At 73.2% G+C, this 25,584-nt stretch carries 28 protein-coding genes; 9 read left to right on the top strand and 19 right to left on the bottom strand.

Translation table 11 applies throughout. The features are described 5' to 3' along the window. Positions 1-20: 20 nt before the first annotated feature. On the bottom strand, positions 21-959 hold the full coding sequence (locus tag ACWFR1_RS25055; RefSeq protein WP_453554734.1) for a DMT family transporter: 939 nt from the start codon (positions 957-959) through the stop codon (positions 21-23). A gap of 122 nt (positions 960-1,081) precedes the next feature. On the opposite strand from ACWFR1_RS25055, the gene ACWFR1_RS25050 reads away from it, so the two are divergent. After that, entirely contained in the window at positions 1,082-1,750 is a 669-nt protein-coding gene (locus ACWFR1_RS25050; RefSeq protein WP_453554732.1) for a TetR/AcrR family transcriptional regulator, read from the top strand. Positions 1,751-1,817: 67 nt separating this feature from the next. Here ACWFR1_RS25050 and ACWFR1_RS25045 read toward each other — a convergent pair whose 3' ends face one another. The 4 genes from ACWFR1_RS25045 to ACWFR1_RS25030 all read right to left on the bottom strand — a co-directional run bounded on the left by ACWFR1_RS25045 (position 1,818) and on the right by ACWFR1_RS25030 (position 5,346). Further along, entirely contained in the window at positions 1,818-2,597 is a 780-nt protein-coding gene (locus tag ACWFR1_RS25045) for a TetR family transcriptional regulator (protein ID WP_453554730.1), read from the bottom strand. Between the two features lie 214 nt (positions 2,598-2,811). After that, positions 2,812-3,729 (bottom strand): DMT family transporter, encoded by a 918-nt coding sequence (locus ACWFR1_RS25040; protein ID WP_453554728.1) that lies wholly within the window; start codon positions 3,727-3,729, stop codon positions 2,812-2,814. Positions 3,730-3,870: 141 nt separating this feature from the next. Next, entirely contained in the window at positions 3,871-4,566 is a 696-nt protein-coding gene (locus tag ACWFR1_RS25035; RefSeq protein WP_453554726.1) for an ArsR/SmtB family transcription factor, read from the bottom strand. Between the two features lie 18 nt (positions 4,567-4,584). Further along, the gene (locus ACWFR1_RS25030; RefSeq protein WP_453554724.1) at positions 4,585-5,346 is read right to left on the bottom strand and encodes a TetR/AcrR family transcriptional regulator; all 762 of its coding nucleotides are present in this window, start codon (positions 5,344-5,346) and stop codon (positions 4,585-4,587) included. Between the two features lie 68 nt (positions 5,347-5,414). Between ACWFR1_RS25030 and ACWFR1_RS25025 the strand changes: the two genes are divergently transcribed. The 3 genes from ACWFR1_RS25025 (at position 5,415) to ACWFR1_RS25015 (ending at position 7,683) form a co-directional block, all read left to right on the top strand. Beyond that, positions 5,415-6,566 (top strand): acyl-CoA dehydrogenase family protein, encoded by a 1,152-nt coding sequence (locus tag ACWFR1_RS25025; protein ID WP_453554722.1) that lies wholly within the window; start codon positions 5,415-5,417, stop codon positions 6,564-6,566. Between the two features lie 90 nt (positions 6,567-6,656). Beyond that, positions 6,657-6,944, top strand: a complete 288-nt coding sequence (locus ACWFR1_RS25020) for a YiaA/YiaB family inner membrane protein (protein ID WP_024758619.1) — start codon at positions 6,657-6,659, stop codon at positions 6,942-6,944. 112 nt (positions 6,945-7,056) lie between these two features. Beyond that, positions 7,057-7,683 carry a TetR/AcrR family transcriptional regulator gene (locus ACWFR1_RS25015; RefSeq protein ID WP_453554720.1) on the top strand — a complete coding sequence of 209 codons (627 nt, stop codon included), beginning with the start codon at positions 7,057-7,059 and terminating at the stop codon, positions 7,681-7,683. Positions 7,684-7,775: 92 nt separating this feature from the next. Here the strand turns inward: ACWFR1_RS25015 and ACWFR1_RS25010 are convergent, their stop codons facing one another. Then, complete coding sequence (locus tag ACWFR1_RS25010) at positions 7,776-8,237, bottom strand: MaoC family dehydratase (protein WP_453554718.1); 462 nt, start codon at positions 8,235-8,237, stop codon at positions 7,776-7,778. A gap of 128 nt (positions 8,238-8,365) precedes the next feature. On the opposite strand from ACWFR1_RS25010, the gene soxR reads away from it, so the two are divergent. Further along, positions 8,366-8,839: a redox-sensitive transcriptional activator SoxR gene (soxR, locus tag ACWFR1_RS25005; RefSeq protein ID WP_453554716.1), complete on the top strand. Its 474-nt coding sequence runs from the start codon at positions 8,366-8,368 to the stop codon at positions 8,837-8,839. A 100-nt stretch (positions 8,840-8,939) separates the two neighbouring features. On the opposite strand, the gene ACWFR1_RS25000 is transcribed toward soxR, so the two are convergent. The 5 genes from ACWFR1_RS25000 to ACWFR1_RS24980 all read right to left on the bottom strand — a co-directional run bounded on the left by ACWFR1_RS25000 (position 8,940) and on the right by ACWFR1_RS24980 (position 14,574). After that, complete coding sequence (locus ACWFR1_RS25000) at positions 8,940-9,578, bottom strand: 3-keto-5-aminohexanoate cleavage protein (protein WP_453554714.1); 639 nt, start codon at positions 9,576-9,578, stop codon at positions 8,940-8,942. Between the two features lie 119 nt (positions 9,579-9,697). Further along, a complete protein-coding gene (locus tag ACWFR1_RS24995) occupies positions 9,698-10,315 on the bottom strand; it encodes a hypothetical protein (protein ID WP_453554712.1) in 618 nt (205 codons plus the stop codon). Between the two features lie 146 nt (positions 10,316-10,461). Further along, positions 10,462-11,742: a serine-threonine protein kinase gene (locus tag ACWFR1_RS24990; RefSeq protein WP_453554764.1), complete on the bottom strand. Its 1,281-nt coding sequence runs from the start codon at positions 11,740-11,742 to the stop codon at positions 10,462-10,464. A gap of 142 nt (positions 11,743-11,884) precedes the next feature. Next, positions 11,885-13,240, bottom strand: coding sequence for an erythromycin esterase family protein (locus tag ACWFR1_RS24985; protein ID WP_453554710.1), 1,356 nt, complete (start codon positions 13,238-13,240; stop codon positions 11,885-11,887). Between the two features lie 74 nt (positions 13,241-13,314). Beyond that, positions 13,315-14,574 carry an exo-beta-N-acetylmuramidase NamZ family protein gene (locus ACWFR1_RS24980; protein WP_453554708.1) on the bottom strand — a complete coding sequence of 420 codons (1,260 nt, stop codon included), beginning with the start codon at positions 14,572-14,574 and terminating at the stop codon, positions 13,315-13,317. A gap of 241 nt (positions 14,575-14,815) precedes the next feature. Here ACWFR1_RS24980 and ACWFR1_RS24975 point away from each other — a divergent pair, with 241 nt between their 5' ends. Further along, on the top strand, positions 14,816-15,553 hold the full coding sequence (locus ACWFR1_RS24975; protein WP_453554762.1) for an SDR family oxidoreductase: 738 nt from the start codon (positions 14,816-14,818) through the stop codon (positions 15,551-15,553). 84 nt (positions 15,554-15,637) lie between these two features. Further along, positions 15,638-16,231 (top strand): TetR/AcrR family transcriptional regulator, encoded by a 594-nt coding sequence (locus ACWFR1_RS24970; protein WP_453554706.1) that lies wholly within the window; start codon positions 15,638-15,640, stop codon positions 16,229-16,231. Positions 16,232-16,268: 37 nt separating this feature from the next. Here ACWFR1_RS24970 and ACWFR1_RS24965 read toward each other — a convergent pair whose 3' ends face one another. Both ACWFR1_RS24965 and ACWFR1_RS24960 read right to left on the bottom strand, forming a co-directional pair. Beyond that, entirely contained in the window at positions 16,269-17,483 is a 1,215-nt protein-coding gene (locus ACWFR1_RS24965; RefSeq protein WP_453554704.1) for an acyl-CoA dehydrogenase family protein, read from the bottom strand. Positions 17,484-17,489: 6 nt separating this feature from the next. After that, positions 17,490-18,512 (bottom strand): phosphotransferase family protein, encoded by a 1,023-nt coding sequence (locus ACWFR1_RS24960; protein WP_453554702.1) that lies wholly within the window; start codon positions 18,510-18,512, stop codon positions 17,490-17,492. Between the two features lie 131 nt (positions 18,513-18,643). Between ACWFR1_RS24960 and ACWFR1_RS24955 the strand changes: the two genes are divergently transcribed. After that, on the top strand, positions 18,644-19,957 hold the full coding sequence (locus ACWFR1_RS24955; RefSeq protein WP_453554700.1) for a glucarate dehydratase family protein: 1,314 nt from the start codon (positions 18,644-18,646) through the stop codon (positions 19,955-19,957). Between the two features lie 52 nt (positions 19,958-20,009). Here the strand turns inward: ACWFR1_RS24955 and ACWFR1_RS24950 are convergent, their stop codons facing one another. The 6 genes from ACWFR1_RS24950 to ACWFR1_RS24925 form a co-directional block, all read right to left on the bottom strand. Next, positions 20,010-20,921 (bottom strand): MBL fold metallo-hydrolase, encoded by a 912-nt coding sequence (locus ACWFR1_RS24950; protein ID WP_453554698.1) that lies wholly within the window; start codon positions 20,919-20,921, stop codon positions 20,010-20,012. 115 nt (positions 20,922-21,036) lie between these two features. Next, the gene (locus ACWFR1_RS24945; RefSeq protein WP_453554696.1) at positions 21,037-21,378 is read right to left on the bottom strand and encodes a DUF202 domain-containing protein; all 342 of its coding nucleotides are present in this window, start codon (positions 21,376-21,378) and stop codon (positions 21,037-21,039) included. Next, positions 21,375-21,770 carry a YidH family protein gene (locus tag ACWFR1_RS24940; protein WP_453554694.1) on the bottom strand — a complete coding sequence of 132 codons (396 nt, stop codon included), beginning with the start codon at positions 21,768-21,770 and terminating at the stop codon, positions 21,375-21,377. The genes ACWFR1_RS24945 and ACWFR1_RS24940 overlap by 4 nt, the downstream gene beginning before the upstream one ends. A 9-nt stretch (positions 21,771-21,779) precedes the next feature. Further along, complete coding sequence (locus tag ACWFR1_RS24935) at positions 21,780-22,292, bottom strand: NUDIX domain-containing protein (protein WP_453554692.1); 513 nt, start codon at positions 22,290-22,292, stop codon at positions 21,780-21,782. Between the two features lie 27 nt (positions 22,293-22,319). Then, positions 22,320-23,084, bottom strand: coding sequence for a glucose 1-dehydrogenase (locus ACWFR1_RS24930; protein WP_453554690.1), 765 nt, complete (start codon positions 23,082-23,084; stop codon positions 22,320-22,322). A gap of 38 nt (positions 23,085-23,122) precedes the next feature. Continuing rightward, a complete protein-coding gene (locus ACWFR1_RS24925) occupies positions 23,123-23,752 on the bottom strand; it encodes a TetR/AcrR family transcriptional regulator (RefSeq protein WP_453554689.1) in 630 nt (209 codons plus the stop codon). A gap of 163 nt (positions 23,753-23,915) precedes the next feature. On the opposite strand from ACWFR1_RS24925, the gene ACWFR1_RS24920 reads away from it, so the two are divergent. After that, on the top strand, positions 23,916-25,571 hold the full coding sequence (locus ACWFR1_RS24920) for an FAD-binding dehydrogenase (RefSeq protein ID WP_453554687.1): 1,656 nt from the start codon (positions 23,916-23,918) through the stop codon (positions 25,569-25,571). Positions 25,572-25,584 lie beyond the last annotated feature (13 nt).

Genomic DNA, 25,584 nt, shown 5'->3' with positions numbered 1-25,584 from the left:
AGGGAAGCGGTGGGAGTCGGTCAGACGAGCTGGATGGTCAGGGAGCCGGCGATCAGCAGGACGAGACCCAGGGCGCGCGCCTTCGTCAGGGACCGCTGCGGCAGCTTGAACAGGCCCTTGTGGTCGATCAGTGCCGAGGTGAGCTGCTGCCCCGTCACGGTGAGCGCGATGGTGACCGCCGCGCCGATGGTGGGCATGAGCAGGAAGGTGCCGGTGACGTAGGCGGCGGCGCACGCGCCACCGAGCCAGCCCCACCAGGGCATCTTCTTCAGCGGGGCGATCTTCGGCTTCGGCGTGCGCCGGGTCGCGTAGAGCACGAGCAGGACGACGGCGATCGTGAAGGTCGCGACGGCGAAGCTGATCACGGCGACGGTGATGGGCTCCTTCAGCTGGGCGCGGAGCTGGGCGTTGACCGCGCCCTGCACCGGCAGGACGGCTCCGGCGAGGACACCGAGGGCGAGCCAGCCGGTGCGCCCGGCGCTCGACATCTTGGGGGCGCCGGGGGGCGCCGCCGCCTTCATGCCCCGGATGATCACGGCGATGCCCGCGAGCACGGCGAGGGCGCCGATGACGATCCCGGCGTTGAGGTCCTGCTGCTCGAGGCCCAGGAGGCCGAAGAGGTCGAGGGCGAGCGAGGCGAACATCTGGCCGGTGACGAAGAGCCCGACGGCGGCGAGGGCGCCGAGTCGCGGGAAGAGCAGGATGCCGCTCGTGATGTAGAGCGGGCTGGCCAGCCCGCCGAGCAGCTGCCAGGGCTCCACGTCCGGCAGCTTGCCGAGCGCGCCGAGCGCTCCGGCCGCCACCGCGAGCACGGTGAGGAGCCCGGTCGCGACACCGAGCTGGATGGTCGAAGCGCCGTACGGGGTGCCGACGGCGGAGTTGAGCTGGAGGTTCACCGAGGCCTGGACGGCCAGGAGGCAGCCGACCAGCAGGGCCGCGGCGAGGAGCGCGGTGTGCATCTGGATCTCCCTGGGGCGGGATGGCGAGCGGGTAAGTGGACACTGAGTCCGTTTAGCATGCCACGCGACAGGCCAAGCGGACAAGGTGTCCACTTAGTCTCCGGGGAAGTAAGGTCTGGTCCATGAGCGACGACGAGCAGCGAGGTCGTGGAGCCTCCTCCGTGCACCGGGTCGACGGGCTCCTCGGCGATCTGCAGGCGGCGGACGAACAGCCGGTCGCGCCGCGCAGACGCGCGGACGCGGAGCGGAACCGCGCCCAGATCCTGGCCGCGGCCGAGCAGCTCTTCGCCGAGCAGGACCCGCGGTCGGTCACCATGGACCGGATCGCAAAGGCGGCCGGCGTGGGCCGCGCCACGCTCTACCGGAGCTTCCCCGACCCGCCCTCCGTGGCTGTCGCGCTCCTCGACGAGCACGAGCGCCGGCTCCAGGGTCAGCTGATCTACGGACCGCCGCCGCTCGGTCCCGGCGCACCCGCGGGGGAGCGCCTCGCGGCGTTCTACCTCGCCATGCTCGACCTGCTGGAACGTCATCTGCCGCTGGCGCTGGGGGCGGAGACCGGGCCGGCGCGCTTCAGGACGGGTGCGTACGGATTCTGGCGCGTGCACGTCCGCACGCTGCTCGTCGATCACGGCGTCGAGGACCCGGACCCGATGATCGACATCGCGCTCAGCCCGCTGGCGCCGGAGCTCTTCCAGTTCCAGCGGCACGAACTGGGCCTGTCGACCGAGCGCATCGGCCGCTCGCTGACGACCTTCGCCCGCCAGCTGCTGCGCTCGGGGCGCGGGAACTGACGGTGTGACGGCTGGTGCCCCTAGGGGGTGTCTTGTCGATCGGGCCGGATCAGGGGGCGGGGTCTGGCTACGGCACCGCGGGCGCGCTGTCGGGCTTCTGGGCCGAGGGCGCGGCAGGGGCGGAAGCGGCAGACGGGAACGGCGCCGGGAACGTCGTCGTGGCGATCGTCCTGACGGCCGCCTGTACGCTCCGGGGCTGCCGGGCGGCCGGGTGCACCAGGCCCGGCAGGATCAACTCCCAGATACGGCGCAGGCGTTCCTCGGCCGGGCCGAGGATGGCGCCGGTCCCGGTCGGCGGCCACGTCTCGTCGTCGGCCGTCGCGCCCGGCGAGCGCATCTCCAGCTCCACACCGGTGATCACGTAACCGATCAGGGCCGCCACCGCCGTCGCGTCCACTTCGGGGCGTAACGCCTCCTCGGCGGCGGCGTACCGGGCGAGCCGGGCGACCTCGCGCCGCCAGGGGCAGTCCGGGGACGGTACGGGGCCCGCGGCGTCCAGCTCGCGGGCCAGCCGCTCGCCCGCCCGCGCCACGTGGTCGGTCTCGAAGAGCCGGATCAGCGCGTGCGTCGTGAGCACCAGCTTGTCGATCGCGGTGCCGCCCACGCCCTCCGTGGACAGACAGGCCGACTCGACCGTCGTCCGGGTGACCGCCCGGGCCCGCCCCCGCACGGCGGTCGCCAGGTCCGCCTTGGTCGTGAAGTGGAAGACGAGGGCGCCGGTGGTCACCCGGGCCACGCCCGCGATCCTGGCGAGCGACGCGCGTTCGTAGCCGAGTCCGTCGAAGACCCGCGCGGCCGCCGACAGGATCTCCTGTCTCGTCCGTTCGGCCCTCTGCTGAATCGCCATGAGCTCCCCCGTGGGCTTGCGAGAAGGTGCCGGAACGTGATGTTTCGGCCCGCGTCTGTGACCGACTCGAAACTATCCGGCCGGACGGCGGCGAAACGTCCCGTCCGGCGCCTCAGGCCGGAAACGGAGCTTGACGGGCATCGCCCTTCCAGGTCGCGGGCGGGTGCGGAGCGGAACCCGCCCGCGAAGTGACCGGAACCATGGGCATGGCCTGTCAGGTGGATTCGGCCGTTCCGGCCGCGGCGGGCGTCCGCGGACGCGAGCGCGACACGGCCACGCCCGCCAGGCAGAGCGCGCCCCCGGCGAGCGTGAGCGGTCCCGGCAGTTCGCCGAGGACGAGCCAGGCGAGGAGGACGACGAGCGCGGGTACGGCATAGGTCGTCGCGCCCATCCGGCCCGCGGTCGTACGGGCCAGGGCGTACGCCCAGGTCGTGAAGGCGAGCGCGGTCGGGAACACCCCCAGGTAGAGCATGTTCAGGGTCGCGGACAGCGGCGCCCGGCCCGCCTCCTCGATCAGCTGTCCGGCGAACGGCAGACAGGCCACCGCGCCCACCAGGCAGCCGAAGGTCGTCACCTGGAGCGCGCTGCCGTGCGCGAGCGCCGGCTTCTGCGCCACGACCCCGCCCGCGTACGCCGCCGCCGCGACCAGACAGAGCACCACCCCGAGCACCGAGGCGTGCGCGCCGGAGCCGGAGTCGCCCGACATGGAGAGGCCCACGGCCACCGCGCCCGCGAAGGAGACGGCCATGCCCGCGACGAGCCGGGGCGGCAGCGACTCCTTGAGGAACCTGGCGCCGAGCAGCGCGATCAGGATCGGCCCGATGTTCACCACCATCGCCGCCGTCCCCGCGTCGACCTCCTGCTCGCCCCAGTTGAGGACCACCATGTAGACGCCGAACCAGAGCAGTCCCGAGACCAGGATCCCGCGCCAGGCCGCCTGGGGAGGCAGCCCCTCCCGCCGGATCAGGAGGACGCAGCCGAGTACCAGGGCCCCGGCGAGGAGCCGGCCGAGGGCGAGTGCGCCGGGGGAGTAGGCGGCCCCGGCGCTGCGGATGGAGACGAAGGCGGAGGCCCACAGGACGACGGTGACACCGGCGGCGGCGAGCGCGAGGCGAGAGGTTCGGGTCTGCATGGCTCGACCGTAGGGCGCGGACGGTTCGGCGGTCACCGCAATATCGCGAGGCGGTCCTCAGCGGCCCGCCGCGGCGCGGGGCGGTGCTCGGGTCGCAGTCGGCCGCTTCGGCGCTGAGCGAGGCTCGGCTCAGGGGCGCGCTCAGCGCAGGGTCGCGGGCGCGATGCCCAGCGTCTCGTGCAGCGCGGACTCGCCCTCCGGCGTCACCTTCACGGCCCGCTCGGACCCGATCCGTACGCACCACCCGGTGTCCAGGGCGTGGCGGCAGAGCGCGGCGCCCGCGATCCCCGCGAGGTGCGGCCTGCGCTCGGTCCAGTCGAGACAGCCGCGCGCGACGGGCCGCCGCCCTCCGCGTACGAGGGGGATTCCCCGCTCCTCGAACCACGCCACGCCCCGGTCCGTGAGCGCGAACCCGGTGTCCTGGCGCAGCAGTCCGCGCACGGTCATCGCCTCGGTGATCGCGATCCCGAGGCGCCCGGCGAGATGGTCGTAGCAGGTCCGCCCCCGGGCCATCGCCCGCCCGGCGTTCGCGGCCCCCAGTGAGCGCGGCGCCGCCGCGATCCGGGGCTCCGACCGGGCGGCCAGGTCCTCGACGAGGTGGGCGATCCCGGGGTCGGCCAGGCGGACGTACCGGTGCCTGCCCTGCCGCTCCTCCGTGAGCACCCCACCCGCGACGAGCTTTCCGAGGTGCTCGCTGGCGGTGGACGGTGCCACGCCCGCGTGGCGGGCGAGCTCCCCGGCGGTCCAGGCCCGTCCGTCGAGCAGGGCGAGCAGGAACGCGGCGCGGCTCTCGTCCGCGAAGAGTGCCGCGAGCGCGGCGAGATCACTGGCTGCCATGGCACCAGGCTCCCGCACTCACCGTTCGGCGGTCGCCGAACCGTCGCCCTCCCGCGCACCGTCCTCTGCCCGCGGGCCGTCGTCCGCCCGCGCACCGTCCCCTGTCCGCCCGGGCCGCATCAGGGGTTCGTGCCGCTCGGGCCGCACCGGGGACTCGTACTGGATCAGCAGTCCGTCGAGCAGGGCGCGCAGCCCCGTCTCGAAGGCGCGCTCGTCGACCTTCTGGCGGTGCTCGGCCAGCAGGTGGGCCTGGCCGAGGTGGGGGTAGTCGGCGGGGTCGTAGGCCGTCTCGTCGTCGACGAAGCCGCGGGCGAAGGAGCCGAGGGCCGAGCCGGTGACGAAGTACCGCATCAGCGCGCCGATGGAGGTGGCCTGGGCCGGGGGCCAGCCCGCCCGGACCATCGCGCCGAAGACCGCGTCGGCGACGCGCAGGCCCGCCGGGCGCCGGCCGGGGCCCTGGGCGAGGACGGGGACGATGTGCGGGTGGTCGGCGAGGGCCGCGCGGTAGGAGACCGCCCAGTCGTGCAGCGCCGTGCGCCAGTCGCGGCCGTCGCTCTCCTCGAACATCGACAGGTCGATCTTCGCGCTCACCGCGTCCGCGACGGCATCGAGGATCTCGTCCTTCGTGCGGAAGTGGTTGTAGAGCGAGGGGCCGCTCACCCCGAGCTCCGCCGCGAGCCGCCGCGTGGAGAGGGCGGCGAGCCCCTCCGCGTCCACGAGCGCACCCGCCGTCCCGACGATGAGGTCTCGGCTGAGCAGGGGCTTGCGCGGTCGGGCCATGGCGCACATAGTAGGCCGCACAGCAAAAACTAGCAGTGGTAATTAAACGCCGAGTGGGGTGGCACCGCATGAATCTGGAACTGAGCGAGGAGCAGGAGGCCGTACGGCGGCTCGCCGAGGACTTCGTCGCACGCGAGGTCACCCCGCACGCCGTCGCGTGGGACCGCGCCGAGGAGGTGGACCGGGCGATCGTGAAGAAGCTCGGCGCCGTCGGTTTCCTCGGGCTCACCGTCCCGGAGGAGTACGGCGGTTCGGGCGGCGACCACCTCGCGTACTGCCTCGTCACCGAGGAGCTCGGCCGCGGCGACTCCTCCGTGCGCGGCATCGTCTCCGTCTCCCTCGGGCTCGTCGCCAAGACCCTCGCCGCCTGGGGCACCGAGGAGCAGAAGCATGCGTGGCTGCCCCGGCTCGCCGCCGGCGAGGCGCTCGGCTGCTTCGGCCTCACCGAGCCGGGCACCGGCTCCGACGCCGGAAACCTGACCACCCGCGCGGTCCGCGACGGCGACGACTACGTCGTGAACGGCACCAAGATGTTCATCACCAACGGCACCTGGGCCGATGTCGTCCTGCTCTTCGCCCGCACCAACGACACCCCGGGCCACAAGGGCGTCTCCGCCTTCCTCGTCCCCACCGACACCCCCGGCCTCACCCGCCGCCCCGTCCACGGCAAGCTCGGCCTCCGCGGCCAGGCCACCGCCGAACTGGTCCTGGAGGACGTCCGCGTCCCGGTCGCCGCCCTGCTCGGCCCCGAGGGCAAGGGCTTCACCGTCGCCATGTCCGCGCTCGCCAAGGGCCGTATGTCGGTCGCGGCCGGCTGCGTCGGCATCGCCCAGGCCGCGCTCGACGCCGCCGTGCGCTACGCCGGGGAACGCGAGCAGTTCGGCAAGCCCATCGCCTCGTACCAGCTCGTGCAGGAGCTGATCACCGACATCGCCGTGGACGTGGACGCCGCCCGGCTCCTCACGTGGCGCGTCGCCGACCTGATCGACCGGGGTCAGGAGTTCGCCACGGCCGCCTCCAAGGCGAAGCTGTACGCCTCCGAGGCCGCCGTCCGCGCGGCGAACAACGCCCTCCAGGTCTTCGGCGGTTACGGCTACATCGACGAGTACCCGGTCGGCAAGCTGCTGCGTGACGCGCGCGTCATGACCCTGTACGAGGGCACCAGCCAGATCCAGAAGCTCATCATCGGGCGGGCGCTGACCGGCGTCTCGGCCTTCTGAGGGCCGGACCGGCGACTGAGTACCTCGCGGCCCCCCGCTGAGTACGCGGACGGATGTGGCGCCTGCCACATCCGTCCGATGCTGTGGTGTATGAGCGACACACCGGTCAAGCAGCAGAACACCGCCGCCTACTACATGCAGGCCGTCCTCTCCTTCGGGATCGCCCTCGCGGCCGTGGCCATCGGGATCTTCCAGTTGGAGGCCAGCGCCTGGGTGCGGGCCTTCCTCGCCGTCGCGGTCCTCTACCTCACGACCTCGGCCTTCACGCTCGCCAAGGTCGTCCGTGACCGCCAGGAGGCCGGCCAGATCGTCAGCCGGGTCGACCAGGCCCGCCTGGAGAAGCTCCTCGCCGAGCACGACCCCTTCCAGAAGCTCTGAGGCCCGTACGTTCCCGGATCACTCCGAACCACTCCGCACCGCCGCTCTCTAAGCGCTTGCTCACCCTCGTTGTATGGTGTTGGTCCTGACGGGGTCCGAGAAGGAGTGTGGGATGAGCGCGGCGGAGGAGACGCCCGGGGGCGAGGACATGCCCTGGGGCGAGGTCACGCCCGAGGCGGCCCGGCGACTGCTGGTGGCCGCCGTCGAGGCGTTCGCCGAGCGCGGCTATCACGCCACCACCACCCGGGACATCGCGGGCCGCGCCGGCATGAGTCCGGCCGCGCTCTACATCCACTACAAGACCAAGGAAGAGCTGCTCCACCGGATCAGCCGCATCGGCCACGACAAGGCCCTGGAGATCCTCCGGGCCGCGGCCGACGGCGACGGCACGGCCGCCGAGCGGCTCGCCGACGCCGTGCACTCCTTCGTCCGCTGGCACGCCGAGCGCCACACGACCGCGCGGGTCGTCCAGTACGAGCTGGACGCCCTCGGCCCCGAGCACCGCGCCGAGATCGTGGAGCTGCGCCGGCAGTCCGACGCGGCCGTGCGCCGCATCATCGACGAGGGCGTCGCGGCGGGCGAGTTCGTGGTGCCGGACGTGCCCGGCACCACGGTCGCCGTGCTGTCCCTCTGCATCGACGTCTCGCGCTGGTTCAACACCCAGGGCCGCCGGACGCCCGACGAGGTCGGCGCGCTCTACGCCGCCCTCGTACTGCGAATGGTCGGGGCCCGGGAGTAGGTCGGGCGTAGGCCGGGCGTAGATCGGCCGCCCTGGGGCGGACCTGGGTCGGCCCTGGGTGCGGACGAGGTCCGATCCAGGCCGGACGCGGGTCAGAAGTAGTAGCGGGAGACCGACTCGGCGAAGCAGACCGGCTTGTCGGCGCCCTCGCGCTCCACGGTCACCGCCGCCGTCACCTGCACACCGCCGCCCGCCTCCTCGACCTTCGTCAGGACGGCGGTGGCGCGCAGCCGTGAGCCGACCGGTACGGGGGCGGGGAACCGCACCTTCTCGGTGCCGTAGTTGAGGCCCATCTTCATGCCCTCGACCCGCAGGACCTGCGGGACGAACAGCGGCAGCAGCGACAGCGTCAGATAGCCGTGCGCGATCGTCGTGCCGAAGGGGCCGTCGGCGGCGCGCTCCGGGTCGACGTGGATCCACTGGTGGTCACCCGTGGCCTCGGCGAAGAGGTCGATGCGCTTCTGGTCGATCTCCAGCCAGTCGCTGTACCCCAACTGCTCTCCGACCCCCGCGCGCAGCTCCTCGGCGGAGGTGAAGATCCTCGGCTCGGCCATGTTCCTCGTCCCTTCTCGTACGACGTACCGACACGACATACCGCGCGGTATCTAAGCGCTTGCTCAGCATGTGGGGTCCGGGGGCCGCTGTCAACGGCCGTCCCTGACGGACCAGTAGGCTTCGCGGAGTGCCGCAGATTCCAGAGAAGATCCACGAGCTCAGCGTCGGCCAGCTCTCCGCCCGTAGCGGTGCCGCCGTCTCCGCCCTGCACTTCTACGAGGCGAAGGGGCTGATCAGCAGCCGCCGCACCACGGGCAACCAACGCCGCTACGGCCGCGACACCCTGCGCCGGGTCGCCTTCGTCCGGGCCGCGCAGCGCGTCGGCATCCCCCTCGCCACGATCCGCGACGCGCTCGCCCGGCTCCCCGAGGAGCGCACGCCCACGAACGAGGACTGGGCACAGCTCTCGGCGGCCTGGCGCACGGAACTCGACGAGCGCATCAAGCAGCTGGGCCGGCTGCGCGACCACCTGACGGACTGCATCGGCTGCGGCTGCCTGTCCCTGGAGAACTGCGTCCTCTCCAACCCCGACGACGCCTTCGGCGAGCGGATGGCGGGCTCCCGCCTGATGCCGGTCCGCCGACCCGCCGACGAGGACTGACAGGACCGAGGGGGCCGAGGGCCGAGGGGTACGGAGGACCGAGGGTTACGAGCAGGCCGAGCGGGCCGAGCGGGCCGAGCGGTACGGAGCCGTACGAGGGTTACGCCAGGGCCGCGGCGACCAGTTCGGCGTAGGACCGTGCCCGGGTGCCGTCCGGCAGGAGAAGGGTGTCGACCAGACCGATCCGGGTGCCGAGCCCGAGGCGGCGGGCGAGCCGCAGCACCGGCCACGTACCACCGTCCACGCCGTGCAGCAGGACCGGCACCCCGGCCGGGACATCGAGGCTCCCGAGCAGGGCCAGGGCCGTGGCCCGGGCCGTCGCCGCGTCCGCGTCCGCGACCTCCGCGCGGACCCGCAGCACGCGGGACGCCAGGGGCGAGCGTGCGAACCGCGCCGGCCCGGCCGTGCCCGACCGCACCCCGGCCTCCACGCCGACGCCGTGCTCCAGGAGCGCCGCCGCCACGTCCTCCGCGCCCGGCTCGTGCCAGTCGACCGAGGCGTAGTCGGGCGGTTCCGGCAGGACGGCCCAGGACCGCACCCGCTCCACCCGCCGCCCGGGGTCGGGCTCGGCGGGCGCGCTCGCCGACACCCCCACCGGTACGGCGACGGCCGCCCGGACCGCTGTCAGGACCGGGGCGAGCACCCGCGGCGAGAGGGACTCCGCACCACAGGGCGTCCTCGGGTGCACGGACACGTCCCGAGCGCCGGCCGCCACCGCCAGGGCAGCGGCCTCGGCCATCGACTCCGGCGACCTCGGCACCCCGGCGGCCTCCCAGGCGGCCTCCCCGGCCCCCCGTGACCCGTTGAGGCACACCTGAAGCGCGGGAGGCGCCCCAGGCCGGCCGACCCCGCCCGGCCTCACGCCGCCGGAGCCAGCGGCCGCCGCAGCTCCCCACGGGCGCGGGCCAGCGCACTGGAAGTGAGCACCGCGTGCGGGACGCCGACGCCGCAGTCCCCGCACACCGGACCGAGCCACGGCTCGTACGTGTCCCCCGACCCCGCCCGCCACTCGATCCGCGGCCCCGCGCAGACCGGGCAGCGCTCGCCCGGGCCGTCCTCCAAGGCGGCGATCAGCCGGTGCAGCACCTCCGGCAGCGGGTCCGACGGGTGCACCGCCGGATCACCGCACCGCACCACGCCGTTGCCGCCCCAGACCCGCCGGTGCCAGACGTCGAGCGCCCCGAGCCCGCGCAGCCCGTCGTGCTTCTCGCGCCGCCGCCGGGCGGCGAACCGCTCCTCGTACGCGAGCCACACGGCCCGCGCCTCCTCCAGCTCGTCGAGCGCGGCCACCAGCCGCCCCGGGTCGAGCTCCCGGTCCTCGGGGCCGAACCTGTGCCGGCGGCACAGATGGTCCCAGGTCGCCCTGTGTCCGTACGGCGCGAACCGCTCCAGGCACTTGCGCAGCGAATACCTGCGCAGCGCCGTGTCGCACCCGGGATCGCGCACCTGTCTCGCGAGACTCCGGAAACCGGCCATCTCTCGCCACCTCCGTCGCTGGTCCTACCGCGCTATCAGAGGGACGAACGAGTGGCCCGCCGTGTTCCATCGACTTGCGGACGGCAGTCGTCAGCGGTGCGGAAGCGACCCCTGGAGCGCAGGGCAACCCGCGGGTCCGGTGGGGTTCACGGGCGGTTCGCCCGGGCCGCCGACACCACCACCCGGGCCAGCTCGGGACGGCGGATGTCGCTGTGCGAGCGGACCGCCTCCGCCGCGTCCACGCTCACGCACCCCGAGCCCGGCACCCCCTGGCGCAGCACGTCCCCCAGGGTCCGCTCCGCCGTGCCCGGCACCGCCTGGAAGCCGTCGTGCCCGATCGCGCCCCAGCGCGGGTCCCCCGAGCCCGGCAGGGCGCCGGGCGGGCCGGTCAGCGACGCGGAGTCGCCCGCGAGCCGGGACGCCAGCGGGTACATCACCGCGAGCGCCGTGTCGTGCCGCGAGTAGCAGGCCACCACGGGACCCCGCACCCGGTGCTGCATGTCCCGCAGCGCGCCGGACCGCCGGGCGTCGTGCGGCAGCCGGGCGGCGAAGGCGTAGTGCGAGAAGGCACCCTGAAGCAGGGTCACGGAGGCCACCGGCCGCGCCCCCGCGGGAAGACCGCGCAGCGCGTACGCGACGAGCCGGGCGCCCATGCTGTGGCCCACGAGATGGACGCGCAGACCGGGGGCCGACCGTGCGACCTCGCCGAGCAGCGGCCCGAGCCCGGACTCGCCGACCTTCCCGGCCCGCCGCTTCATCACGTAGTACGTGGCCTGCCGCAGTGCCTCCCTGGCCCCCTTCCAGTACCGCTTGAGCCCCTCCCCGAAGCCGGCACCGTCGCCCTCCCCGAGGCCCACCCCGTCGCCCGGTCCGTCGCCCTCCCCGAGGCCCATCCCGGCATCCGCCCCCGTACGGCCGCCCTCCAGGGCCTCCGTGAACAGGGCGCAGACCTCCACCGGATCCGCGACCAGGAACGCCGGTACGGGCTCCGCGAACCCGGCGGCACCCACCGCGCCCCTGGGCACGTCGGCCAGCTCCCGCAGGAGCTCCCCGAACTCGGCGAACGCGGCCTCGTCCGCCGGGGCGAGCGCCAGCAGCTCCACGAGCCGCCCGAGGACCGGCTCCTTCTCCGGAAGGACCGTCACGAGCGCCCGGTAGTCGCGCACCGGCTCGTCCGCGAACATCATCGAGGGCCAGATCACCCCCGCGTACCCCGCCTCGACCCCGGGCCCGAAGAGCCCGGGGAAGGGGGCGAAGAAGTCCGAGCAGAGGCGGGTGGCGCCGGACGGGGAGCTGTTCCAGCCGTGGGCGAGCAGCACCAGGTCCGTCACCCCCTGCCGGGCCAGTGCCGCGAGGGCCGCGGACTGGCCCGCCGGCCCGTCGCCGTCCTTGTCGAAGGTGATCTCCCGATACGGCTCCACACTCATCCCGGTCACGGCCCGACCGTCCCTCCCCGTCGAGGTGGCCGCCGCGCCGAGGGCGCGCGGGTGCGCGGGCAGCGGCTCCACGGCCAGCATGCCCGCGCGGGGACCGGTCCAGACGTGCGGCCCGCCTCCAGGTGTCACGCCGTCAGCGCAGCCGCGCCGCCGAGACCCGGGGGAAGTGGATCAGCAGGTCGTACGAGTCGGGGAGCCGGAAGGGCACGGCATCGCCCGGCCAGGGGTACACCGTCCCGATGTGCCGGGCCGGCCGGGGCACGGCGAGCCAGTCGCGTGCCGCCGGGGTCTTCCGGCGCAGGTCCAGGTAGAAGGCGCCGGGCGAGACCCGGTCCAGGGTGGCGGCGTGACTGTCGGGACCGAGCGGGCCGACGGTGAAGGCCCGCAGCGGCTCGCCCGGGGCCTCGGTGTCGTGCGCGTTGAACGAGCCCTGCCCGAAGGACGCGCCGACGCTCACGTAGTCCCGGCCGAGGGCGTCCCGCAGGAATGCGCCCTGGATCCGCGGGTACTGGTCCGGCTTCGGCGTCACGTACCCGACGTGACCGTTGTGCGCGGAGAGCAGGATCCGGTCCCCGGTCTGCCGCTGCCACCACACGGTGTTCTCCGCCATGACCCGGTCCCGGTAGAGCATCGCCTCGGCGGCGCCGGCGTCCGTCAGGTCGTGCGAGAACTCGGTGCCGACCTGGGCGATGGCGCGTGCGTGCTGGACGGCCCAGGTGTGCGCCTCCCGCGCCTCGGTGCCCTCGCCCGGCCGCTGCCGCTCCAGGAGGGCGAGGGCACGGTTCACGTCCTCGGCCATCCGCCGCCGCTCGGGCAGCGGCTTGACCAGGTACGCCTTCATCCAGGCCTCGACCTCGCCGGAGGGCCGCGACGCCCGGTACAGCTCCCGGAAGCGGGGGAGGAGTGCGGGGCTGGTGCGGGCCACGTACGAGGTGACGGCGTCGAAGAGGTTCGGTCCCGCGTACCCGAGGTCGTTGCCCATGAACCGGACCTGGCGCCCGGGGTGGGTCTGGTTGTACTTCCGCATCCACCGGAACAGGTCGAGGTACTCCTCGGTGTTCCAGAGGCGGTACGACTCCTGGAACTCGTCCCGCATGATCGCCCGGATGTCGCCCCGCCCCGTGCGGACCCACTCGTCGACGAGCAGCCCGGTCGACCAGTTGGCCTCCAGGGCGAAGGTGGTGAACCCCTGCCGCTCCACGAGGTGTTCGAAGATGCGGTGCTTGGCCTCGAAGAACTCGCCCGAGCTGTGGGTGGCCTCGCCGATGCCGACGACCTTGGCCGAGCCGATCATCCGGTCGAGCGGGCGCAGGTCGGTCAGAGGGGCGGCGGTGCGGGCGAGTTCGCGCGCGGGGTCGGGAGCCGGCCGGCCGGCCGCACCGGCGGCGGGCGCGAGGGTGCCGAGACAGGCGGCGACCAGCACCCCGACGAGCGGCAGCCGGCCGCCACGGGAGGAACGGCGTCGTAAGGAGAGGTTCTTGAGGTTCATGGGGCAAGCCTCGTCGCCGGGACGCCCGCGGGACATCCCGGCCGCCCCCGTACCGACAGGGGGGTCAACCCCCGTCAGCGGTAGAGCAGATGCTCCCGCCGCACCGCCCGGAAGGCCGTCAGGTCCGCCTCCCACGCGCCGACGACCTCGTCGGTGTCCGCGCCCGCGTCGATCAGGGTCCGTACCCGGGCCGAGCCGGTCAGCTTGTCGATCCAGTTGTCCGCGCGCCAGGCGAAGCCGGACCACGACCTCCGGGCGGTGACCAGGAGTGCGATCCCGGTCCGTACCGGATCGAAGGCCGCGCGGTCGTGGACGTGCAGCTGCACCCCGCCCACGGTCTTCCCCTGGAACTTGGAGAAGGTCGGGGCGAAGTACGCCTCGCGGAAGCGGACCCCGGGCAGGTCGAGGGCGTTCGCCGCCTCCGCCCACCGCCGGTCGACCCCCTCGGCGCCGAGCAGCTCGAACGGGCGGGTCGTGCCCCGGCCCTCGGAGAGGTTCGTCCCCTCGAAGAGGCAGGTGCCCGCGTAGACGAGCGCGGTGTCGGGCGTCGGCATGTTCGGGCTCGGCGGCACCCAGGGCAGCCCGGTCGCGTCGAAGAACTCGTCGCGCCGCCACCCCGTCATGCGGACGGTCTCCAGGGCCACGGGCGCGGCCAGGAACTCCGCGTTGAAGAGCAGTGCCAGCTCGGCCACCGTCATGCCGTGCGCCTGCGCGATCGGCTCGCGCCCGACGAAGGTCGCGAAGGCCCGGTCGAGGACGGGGCCGAGCGCCGCCCGCCCGGTCACCGGGTTCGGCCGGTCGAGGACGACGAACCGCTTCCCGGCGAGCGCGGCGGCCACCATGCAGTCGTACAGCGTCCAGATGTACGTGTAGAAGCGCGCCCCGACGTCCTGGATGTCGAAGACGACCGTGTCCACCCCGGAGGCCGTGAAGACGTCCGCCAGCGGCTGCCCGCTCTTCAGGTACGTGTCGTAGACCGGCAGCCCGGTCGCCGGGTCGTCGTACCGCCCCTCGGAGCCGCCGGCCTGGGCGGTGCCGCGGAAACCGTGCTCGGGGCCGAAGACGGCGACCAGGTCGACCCGTTCGTCGGCGTGCATGACGTCCACGACGTGCCGGGCGTCGGCGGTGACGCCGGTCGGGTTGGTGACGACGCCGACCCGCTCGCCGGCCAGCAGGGCGTACCCGTCCGCCGCGAGCCGCTCGAAGCCGGTCCGCACGCGGCCGTGGCCGGAGGCGGGGACGGGAGCGGCGGCGGCCGCGGCGGTGGACGCGGTGACCGCCACCGCCCCGACGGCCCCTCCGGCGGCCAGCAGACTCCGTCGGGACAGGCTCATGGAACCTCCTCGGGGTGATCGGGATGACATGGGCACGCACGCTAGCGCTCCCGACCGCCCCGGGGAACGAGGCGTGCGGAACGGGTCTTCCGTCTCTCCATACCGACTGGTTAGTCTGTCCCGGTCGTCACAGCCGAGAGGTGGGTCCATGAACGCGGTGAGCGCCGAGAACCCTGAGAACGCCGAGAACGCCGGGAACGCCGGCAGCGCGGGTCCGAACGACCTCCGGGGCGCCGGCGTGGTGGTCACGGGAGCCGGCGGCGGGATCGGCGCCGCCCTCGCCCGCCGCTTCGCCGCCGAAGGGGCCCGGGTCGTCGTCAACGACCTCGACCCCGTCCGCACGAAGGCCGTCGCCGAGGAGATCGGCGCCCTCGCCGTCCCCGGCGACGCCTCCGCCGTCGTCGACGAGGCCCGCGAGGCCCTCGGCGGCACCATCGACGTATGGTGCGCCAACGCCGGACTCTCCTCGCCCGGCGACGCCTTCGCCGACGAGGACGTCTGGGCGGCCGCCTGGGACGTCAACGTCATGGCTCACGTCCGGGCGGCCCGCGCCCTGCTCCCCGACTGGCTGGAGCGCGGCAGCGGCCGCTTCGTCTCCACCGTCTCCGCCGCCGGACTGCTCACGATGATCGGCGCGGCCCCGTACAGCGTCTCCAAGCACGGCGCGTACGCCTTCGCCGAGTGGCTCTCCCTCACCTACCGCCACCGCGGCCTCAAGGTCCACGCGATCTGCCCGCAGGGCGTCCGTACGGACATGCTGACCGCCGCCGGATCGGCCGGCGATCTCGTCCTCGCCCCCACCGCCATCGAGCCCGAGGACGTCGCCGACGCTCTCCTCGACGCCATCGGCGCCGACCGGTTCCTCGTCCTGCCGCACCCCGAGGTCGCCGGCTACTACCGCAACCGCGCCGCCGACCCCGAGCGCTGGCTCGGCACCATGAACCACGTCCAGCGCACGTGGGAGACGGGCGCCCGCTAGCAGGCGGCCCGGCGGATGGGAAGATCTACGGAGGGGAACGGCGTTCCCCCGACCAGGAACGATCACGAGGGAAGGTGGCGGCGCATGGCCAGGACGACGGACGAGAGCGGGGCACCGGTCCCCCAGAGGCTCCTCGCCGCCGCCACCCGGCTCTTCGCGGAGCAGGGCTACGACCGCACCTCCGTCCAGGAGATCGTCGAGGCCGCCGGGGTCACCAAGGGCGCCCTCTACCACTACTTCGGCTCCAAGGAGGACCTCCTCCAGGAGGTCTACGCCCGGGTCCTGCGCCTCCAGCAGGAGCGGCTCGACGCCTACGCGGACGCCGACGCGCCCGTCGAGGACCGGCTGCGCGGGGCCGCCGCCGACGTCGTCGTCACCACCATCGAGAACCTCGACGACGCCGCCATCTTCTTCCGCTCCATGCACCACCTCAGCCCCGAGAAGAACAAGCAGGTCAGGGGCGAGCGGCGGCGCTACCACGAGCGGTTCAGGGCCCTGATCGAGGAGGGCCAGCAGGCCGGGGTGTTCTCCCGCTCGACCCCCGCCGACCTGGTCGTCGACTACCACTTCGGCTCGGTGCACCACCTGTCGACCTGGTACCGCCCGGACGGCCCGCTCACCCCGCAGCAGGTGGCCGACCACCTGGCCGACCTCCTGCTGCGGGCCCTGCGGCCTTAGGGCCTGATCCGCCGGACAGGCCCTAACCGGCGCACCGCTACAGGTACTTCTTCAGCTCCCGGCGGGCCAGCGACCGCTGGTGCACCTCGTCAGGACCGTCCGCGAGCTTCAGTGTCCGCGCCGCCGCCCACAGCTCGGCCAGCGGGAAGTCCTGCGAGACCCCGCCCGCGCCGTGCGCCTGTACCGCCTTGTCGATGATGTCGACGACCGCGCGCGGGGTCGCGATCTTGATGGCCTGGATCTCGGTGTGGGCGCCCCGGTTGCCGACGGTGTCCATGAGCCAGGCCGTCTTGAGGACGAGCAGCCGCAGCTGCTCGATCGTCACCCGGGCGTCCGCGATCCAGTTCTGTACGACGCCCTGCTGGGCGAGCGGCTTGCCGAACGCGGTCCGGGTGACGGACCGCCGGCACATCAGCTCGACGGCCCGCTCGGCCATGCCGATGAGCCGCATGCAGTGGTGGATGCGGCCGGGGCCGAGCCGGGCCTGCGCGATGGCGAAGCCACCGCCCTCCTCGCCGATCAGGTGCGAGGCCGGGACGCGGACCCCGTCGAAGATCACCTCGGCGTGGCCGCCGTGGGAGTGGTCCTCGTACCCGTACACCTGCATCGCGCGCCGCACCTCGACGCCGGGGGTGTCGCGCGGCACGAGGATCATCGACTGCTGGCGGCGGATGTCGGTTCCGTCGGGGTCGGTCTTGCCCATCACGATGAAGACCCTGCAGTCGGGGTTCATCGCCCCGGAGATGTACCACTTGCGGCCGTCGACGACGTACGAGTCACCCTCCCGCCGGATCCGCGTCTCGATGTTCGTCGCGTCGGAGGAGGCCACCTCGGGCTCGGTCATCGCGAACGCCGAGCGGATCTCACCGGCGAGCAGCGGCTCCAGCCACTGCTTCTTCTGCGTCTCGTCGCCGAACTGCGTGAGCAGCTCCATGTTCCCGGTGTCCGGGGCCGCGCAGTTGAGGGCGGTGGGGGCCAGGTGCGGGCTGCGGCCGGTGATCTCGGCGAGCGGCGCGTACTGGAGGTTGGTCAGCCCGGCACCGTACTCCGCGTCGGGAAGGAAGAGGTTCCACAGGCCCTGCCGCTTGGCCTCGGCCTTGAGCTCCCCGACGACCGCCGGGGTGTCCCACGGCGAGGCGAGCAGCGCGCGCTGCTCCTCGGCGACGGCCTCGGCCGGGTACACGTGCTCGTCCATGAAGGCGAGGAGCTTCGCACGGAGCTCCTCGGTGCGGGCGTCGTACGCGAAGTCCATGGCGGTTCAGCCTTCCTGAAGGGTGGTGAGGCCGTGCTCGATGAAGACGGGGACGAGTTCGCCGATGCGGTCGAAGCCGGCGCCGACGGTCTGCCCGAGGGTCCAGCGGTAGTGGATGCCCTCCAGGATCACGGCGAGCTTGAACCAGGCGAAGGCCGTGTACCAGGCGAGGGCGGCGGTGTCCCGGCCCGAGCGGGCCGCGTAGCGCTCGACCAGCTCGGCGGAGTTCGGGTGCCCGGGGGCCGTGGCGGTCGTGGAGATGGGGGAGTCCGGCAGGTCCAGCGGCGTGCTGTACATGACGAGCAGGCCGAGGTCGGTGAGCGGGTCGCCGAGCGTGGACATCTCCCAGTCGAGGACGGCCCGGATGCGGTCGTCCCCGCCGATGAGGACGTTGTCGAGGCGGTAGTCGCCGTGGATCACGGTCGGCGGGGGAGAGGAGGGAAGCGCGCGGCCGAGGGCGGCATGCAGCTCCTCGATGCCGGGCAGCTCGCGGCCGCTCGAGGCGGCGAGCTGCTTGCCCCAGCGGCGCAGCTGCCGGTCGAGGAAGCCCTCGGGGCGGCCGAAGTCGCCGAGCCCGGCGGCCGCCGGGTCGACGGCGTGCAGGTCGACGAGGGTGTCGACCAGACCGAGGACGGCGGCGCGGGTGCGCTCGGGGCCGAGCGGAGCGAGCTCCCGGGCCGAGCGGAACGGCGTCCCCTCGACGAACTCCATGACGTAGAACGGCGACCCGAGGACGGACTCGTCCTCGCAGAGCAGCACGGTCTCGGGGACGGGCACGTCCGTCGTGTGCAGGGCGCTGATGACGCGGTGCTCACGCCGCATGTCGTGCGCGGTGGCGAGGACGTGGCCCAGCGGCGGGCGCCGGACGACCCAGCGGCCGGTGCCGTCGGTCACGACGTACGTCAGGTTCGACCGGCCGCCCTCGATCAGCCGGGCTTCGAGGGGGCCGGACACCAGGCCGGGCCGCTCCCGGTCGAGGAACCGGCGCAGCTTCTCGGGGTCGAGACCTGGTGGCGGGGCGGAACTCATGGTGCGTACCTCCGGATCGGCTTCGGTCGGCGTTCATGATGACCGACCAGTCGGTATGTCGTCCAGAGGGGTGCCGGGAAACCCTCTTCCGTGCTCTGGCCCTGGATCTCATCCCTGAATAGGGTTCACATATGGATGCGATGAAGCTGCTCGTCGACGAAGTCCGGCTCACCCCGATCCTCATCTCCGACCCGCCCCTTCTCAACGTCCAGGGCGTCCACCAGCCCTACACGCCGCGGCTCGTGGTGGAAGTGATCACCAAGGGCGGGGTGAGCGGCCTCGGCGAGACCTACGGCGACGGCGTCTACCTGGACATCGCCCGACCGGTCGCCGAGGCCCTGCCCGGCCGATCGGTCACGGATGTGAACGTCCTCTTCGCCCTGGCGGCGGCGGCCGATCCCGACCTGCCGGAGCCCGAAGGAGGCCGCACGGACGTCGACGCGGGCGGCCTGCGGGGCGTCAGGACCGCCGACAAACTCCGCCTCTCCGTCGTCTCCGCCTTCGAGACCGCCTGCCTCGACGCCCTCGGCAAGACCCTCGGCCTGCCCGTCCACGCCCTGCTCGGCGGCAAGGTCCGCGACAGCGTCGAGTACAGCGCCTACCTCTTCTACCGCTGGGCGGCCCACCCAGGCGACAGCCCCGCGGGCGGCCCGACGGACGGCTGGGGCGCGGCTCTCGACCCCGCCGGGATCGTCGCCCAGGCCCGCCGCTTCGACCGCCTGTACGGCTTCCGCTCCTTCAAGCTCAAGGGCGGGGTGTTCGAGCCCGAGCAGGAGATCGCCACGATCCGCGCGCTCGCCGAGGAGTTCCCCGGCCGCCCGCTCCGCCTCGACCCCAACGGCGCCTGGTCCGTGGAGACCTCCCTCTCCGTCGCGCGCGAGCTCGAGGACGTCCTCGAGTACCTGGAGGACCCGGCGAGCGGCACCGGCGCCATGGCCGAGATCGCCGCCCGTACGGACGTGCCGCTCGCGACCAACATGTGCGTGACCACCTTCGAGGAGGTCCCGGAGGCCTTCGCGAAGGGAGCGGTACGGATCGTCCTCTGCGACCACCACTACTGGGGCGGCCTCCACCGCACCCGCGAACTGGCCGCGCTCTGCCGCACGTACGGCGTCGGGCTCTCCATGCACTCCAACACCCACCTGGGCATCAGTCTCGCCGCCATGACCCAGGTCGCCGCCACGTTGCCCGAGCTCCACCACGCCTGCGACACCCACTACCCCTGGCAGACCGAGGACGTCGTCACCACCCGGCCCGTCTTCCGCGCCGGCCGGCTCACGGTCTCCGACGAGCCCGGCCTCGGCATCGAACTCGACCGGACCGCGCTGGCCGCCCTGCACCGCCGCTGGCTCGACGACGACGGCACCTGGCGGGAGCGCGACGACGCGGCGGCGATGCGGGTCGCGGACCCGGACTGGTGCACGCCCCGCGTCCCACGCTGGTGAGGCGCCCGCCCCGGGCCGACGTGGGCGAGGCGTACGCCCCGGGGCCGGGGGTTCAGGCGTGGCAGGCCACCGGCACCCCGCCGTTCATCGCCGCCATGTCACCGAAGACCACCGCCGGGTCCAGCGGCGAGCCCTCCGGCAGACCGGCCAGCTCCGCGTACGCCCGGTGCAGGTTCGCGACGAGCCGCTCGCTCTCCTGCCACGCGGCGAACTCCCCGAGCTCCGCGCCCCGCGCCGTCTCCAGCGGCGTCGCCCCCTTCGCGTACCCCGCGGCGGCCAGCTCCCGCACCCACAGCAGATACCGCTCCGTCGTGTCGTACGCCGAGGGGTCGGTCACCCGCCCGTGTCCCGGCACCACCGTCGGCGCGTCGAGGGAGCGCAGCAGTTCGAGCGCGCGCAGCGAACCGGAGAGCGTTCCCATCGGCAGGAAGGGCGTCCCGCCGTGGAAGACGAGGTCGCCGGTGAAGACCACGCCCTGCTCCGGCAGGTGCACGATCGAGTCGCCCGTCGTGTGCGCGGGCCCCGGGTGGATCACCCGCACCTCGATCCCGCCGACGTACAGCGTCAGCCGCTCGCGGTAGGTCACGGACGGCGGCAGGATGTCGACCTGCCCGAAGTCGGTCCGCGGCCACAGCAGATGGAGCTGGTGCCCGGCGGCGAGCTGCTCGGTCCGGCAGTTCTCGTGCCCGACGATCCGCGCCTCCGGCCGGAACACCCCGTTGCCGTAGGTGTGGTCGCCGTGGTGGTGCGTGGTCACGATGGTCCGGGGGAGCGGCAGGCCCTCCGCGAGGACCGCCTCGCGCAGCAGCCGCGCCCGCCGCTCGGTGGCCGCGGTGTCGATGAGGAGGGACTCGCCGGCGTCGCCGAGGAAGCCGGCGTTGTTCAGACACCAGCCGCCGTCGGGCTGGACGAAGGCGTGGACGTTCGGCGCGAGCGTGACCACATAGGGGTCGGTGGCAGACAAAAGGGATTCCCCCGGCTGAGAGCTCAACTGGACAGGGGAAGCGTGCCAGTCGGCCGGATCCGGGGGAAACCGGCCGGGTCGGGGCTCACCCCCCTGGAGGCGACGCTCCCATGGGTCACCAGATCAGCGCCGCCCCGAAGAGGGCCAGCGCGACCGTGCAGCCCGCCGCGAGCAGCGCGCCCCGGTGGGAGAGCGGTTGCGGCCGGGCGGTGCTCAGGGAGTGGATCCGGCCGTGGGCGACGGCCAGGAAGCCGATCCAGACCAGCGCCGACAGCGCGAGCGCGGCCAGCCCCCTCGCCGTGGTGTCCTCGCGGAGGGCCAGCTTGACGGCGAGGACCGCCACCACCGTCCACGACAGGGTCGTACGCCGCCACGCGAGCCGCGTCCGCTCCGGCTGGAGCCCGGGGTCACGGGCCTCCGGGTCGGGGGCCGCCCCGCCGCTACGGGCCTCCGTCACCGCCCCGTCCAGCCGAAGACCACGACCACCACCATCGCGAGCGCCACCACGGCCACCGCGATGCTCAGCACTGCGGGGAACCGGGACGCCGGCAGGTCCTCGCCGCGCCGCATCGCCCGCTCGCAGCGCACCCAGTGGTTGACCGCGCGCAGCGCGCACAGCACGCCGGCCGCCAGCAGCGCGAGCGCGAGCCCGACCCGGACACCCCAGCGCAGGTCCGGCAGGAACTGGTCGACGGCGAAACCGCCGCCGACCAGGGCGAGCGCGGTCCGGATCCAGGCCAGGAAGGTCCGCTCGTTGGCCAGGGAGAAGCGGTAGTCCGGCGTCTCCCCCTCGTCCCGGATCCGCTGCGGCGCGAACCACAGCCGCAGGCTCTGCACGAAATCGCTCACACGTGCACCCTAGCTCCCGTGCGCCCGCAGCCGTTCGTACGCGGCCAGGCCGTCGGGCACCCACTCCCAGTCGCCGAGCCGCGCGGTCAGCTCCTCGTCCGTCAGGAAGGTGTGCCAGGCGACCTCCTCGACCTGCGGGTCCACCTGCAGCTCGCACCGGACCTCGTACACCGCCGACCACCACTTCCCGGCCACGCCGCCGGAGTCGTAGAGGAACTTCAGCACCGGTTCGGGCCGCGGCAGTCCGGAGACGCCCAGCTCCTCCTCGGCCTCGCGGAGCGCGGCCTCGTCGTAGGACTCGCCCGCCCCGACGACGCCGCCGACGAACATGTCGTACAGGGAGGGGAAGAGGAGCTTGTCCGGCGTCCTGCGGTGGACGAAGATCCGGCCCTCGGCGTCCCGGACCCGGACGAAGACACAGCGATGGATCAGGCCACGCGCGTACACCTCACCGCGCGGGGCCTGTCCGATCACCCGGTCGTGCTCGTCGACGACATCGTGAATCTCTTCAGCGGCACTCATGACCGCCATCCAAGCAGGGCCGCGTGGTCACTGCCCCATGACGTACTTGACCGTCGGACCGGTGGTCCAGCCGCCGTCCACCGCCAGCTCCGCACCCGTCACGTACGAGGCGGCGTCCGAGAGCAGGAAGACGACCGCGCCGGCGATCTCGTCGGCCTCGCCGACCCGGCCCATCGGCGTGTTCGGGTACTTGCCCTCGCCGCGCTCGATGCCGACCGAGGCCGTCATCGGGGTGTACGTCATGCCCGGGTGGACGGAGTTGACCCGGATCTTCGCCGTGCCGAGCTCCACCGCGCCGATCTTCGTCAGCCCGCGCACGCCCCACTTGGAGGCGCCGTAGCCCGCGGTCAGGGCCAGGCCCATCAGGCCGGCGGCCGAGGAGATGTTGACGATCGAGCCGCCGCCCGCCTCCTTCATCGCGGGGATGGCGGCCTTCATGCCGATGAAGACACCGGTCAGGTTGATGTCGAGGACCTTGCGGAAGTGCTCGACGGACTCCGTCTCCAGGAAGGCGCCGGTGGAGATGCCCGCGTTGTTCACCAGCCCGTGCAGGCCGCCGAACTCCGCCACGGCGTACGCGACGGCCTCCGCCCAGCCCTCCTCGGAGGTCACGTCGTGGTGGAGGAAGCGCGCCCGGTCGCCGAGCGACTCGGCGGTCGCCTTGCCGTCCTCGTCCAGGACGTCGGTGATGACGACGTCGGCGCCGGCGGCCACGGCCTGGCGGGCGGCCTCGGCGCCCAGGCCGCGGGCACCGCCGGTGATGAGCACGGTCTTGCCGGTGAGGTCGTTCATGAGGGGATCCCTTCGGGTCTTCGGAAACGCGGTGCTTCTCAGACGCTCCGGGGCTGTGCGGCCCGGAGGAGCGCGGTGGTCGTCTCGACCAGGTCGGCGAGGAAGAGCGCCTCGCAGGTGAGCGGCTCGGCGCCGTCGAGGTACTGCCGGGCCCGGTCCGCCATGGCCGCGCCGACCACGGTCAGCGCCAGGTCGAGGCGCTCCAGGAGCAGGGGCTCGGGCAGTCCGGAGGCGGCGAGCCGGTCGGCCATCCGCTCGATGAGGTGCCAGTAGACGGTGCCGTCGAGCGTGGGGTGCGGTGTGCGGGTGCGGATCCCGCTCTCGTGGCTGAGCTGCGCGGAGATCCGCAGGCAGCGGCGGCCCCGGTCCGTGCGGAGCTCGCTCGCCTCGGCCGTGACGAGGGCGGCGACGAGCTCCCGCAGGTCGTCGCCGGCGGCGTCGAGCAGCGGAGCGAGCACCTGGCGCGTACGGGCCTGGCGACCGGCCATGACCGCGTCGAGCAGCCCGCCGCGCGAGCCGAAGTGGTACTGCACCGCGGAGGGATTCGCCTGTCCGGCCAGGGCCACGACGTCCCGCAGCTGCGCGCCGTCGACGCCCTGGGCGGCGAAGAGCTCCTCCGCCGCGCGGATCAGTTTGTCCCGGGTCGCGGGGCCCGACGTTCTCGCCATACGAACACATTAATGCCCGGCATTAGAAAACGGGAGAGCCGGGGAGGGGGCGAGGAAACGACGGGAGAAGGGGCAAGGAAACGACGGGAGGAAGAGCCGGAGGAGCGAGACGGGACCGACGAAACAGTTGACTCGATACATTCGTGTATCCAAGATGCGACCCATGTCCTACGACGCTGATGTGATCGTGATCGGGGCCGGCCTCGCCGGGCTCGTCGCCACCGCCGAGCTGGTCGAAGCCGGCCGCACCGTGATCCTCCTCGACCAGGAACCCGAGCAGTCCCTCGGCGGCCAGGCCCACTGGTCCTTCGGCGGCCTCTTCCTCGTCGACTCGCCCGAACAGCGCCGGATGCGCGTCAAGGACAGCCACGCCCTCGCCCTCCAGGACTGGTACGGCACCGCCGGCTTCGACCGGACCGAGGACCACTGGCCGAGGAAGTGGGCCGAGGCGTACGTGGACTTCGCCGCCGGCGAGAAGCGTTCCTGGCTCCACGCGCGCGGGGTGCGGTTCTTCCCCGTCGTCGGCTGGGCCGAGCGCGGCGGTTACGACGCCAACGGCCACGGCAACTCCGTCCCCCGCTTCCACATCACCTGGGGTACGGGCCCCGGCCTCGTCGCCCCCTTCGAGCAGCGGGTCCGCGAGGGCGTCGCGCGCGGCCTCGTCCAGTTCCGCTTCCGCCACCGCGTCACCTCCCTCGGCCGGACCGCCGGCGCCGTCGACACGGTCACCGGCGAGATCCTGGAACCCTCCACCGCCGCCCGGGGTACGGCCAGCACCCGCACGTCCACCGGTACCTTCGAGCTCCGCGCCCAGGCGGTGATCGTCACTTCCGGCGGCATCGGCGGCAACCACGACCTCGTACGCGAGCAGTGGCCGGAGAGGCTCGGCACCCCGCCCGCCCGCATGCTCTCCGGCGTCCCCGCGCACGTGGACGGCCTCATGCTCGGAGTCGCCGAGAAGGCCGGCGCGCACCACATCAACCGCGACCGGATGTGGCACTACACCGAGGGCATCGAGAACTGGAACCCGATCTGGGCCCGGCACGGCATCCGCATCCTGCCCGGCCCGTCCTCCCTCTGGCTGGACGCGACGGGCAAGCGGCTGCCCGTCCCGCTCTTCCCCGGCTTCGACACCCTCGGCACCCTCGAACACATCATGCGGACCGGCCACGACCACACCTGGTTCGTCCTCGACAAGCGGATCATCGGCAAGGAGTTCGCCCTCTCCGGCAGCGAACAGAACCCCGACCTGACCGGCAAGTCGATCCGCGACGTCATCGGCCGCGCCCGCGCCGACGTCCCGGGACCCGTCCAGGCCTTCATGGACAAGGGCGCCGACTTCGTCGTCGAGGACGACCTCTCCGCCCTCGTCCGCGGCATGAACGCGCTCACCGACGAACCGCTCATCGACGAGGCCGCCCTCCGCCGCGAGATCACCGCCCGCGACCGCGAGATCGCCAACCCCTTCACGAAGGACCTCCAGGTCACGGCGATCCGCGGTGCCCGCAAGTACCTCGGCGACAAGCTCATCCGCACGGCCGCCCCGCACCGCATCCTCGACCCCAAGGCCGGCCCGCTGATCGCCGTCCGCCTCAACATCCTCACCCGCAAGTCCCTCGGCGGCCTGGAGACGGACCTCTCCTCCCGCGTCCTGACGGAGACCGGCGAACCCCTGGAAGGCGTGTACGCGGCGGGCGAGGCAGCCGGCTTCGGCGGCGGCGGAGTCCACGGCTACCGCTCCCTCGAAGGCACCTTCCTCGGCGGCTGCATCTTCTCGGGCCGGGCGGCGGGCCGGGCGGCGGCCCAAGCGGTCGGCTGACGTCGGGTCCGAC

The sequence above is a fragment of the Streptomyces sp. NPDC055103 genome (assembly GCF_053607625.1).
This window is presented reverse-complemented; position numbering and strand designations above follow the sequence as displayed.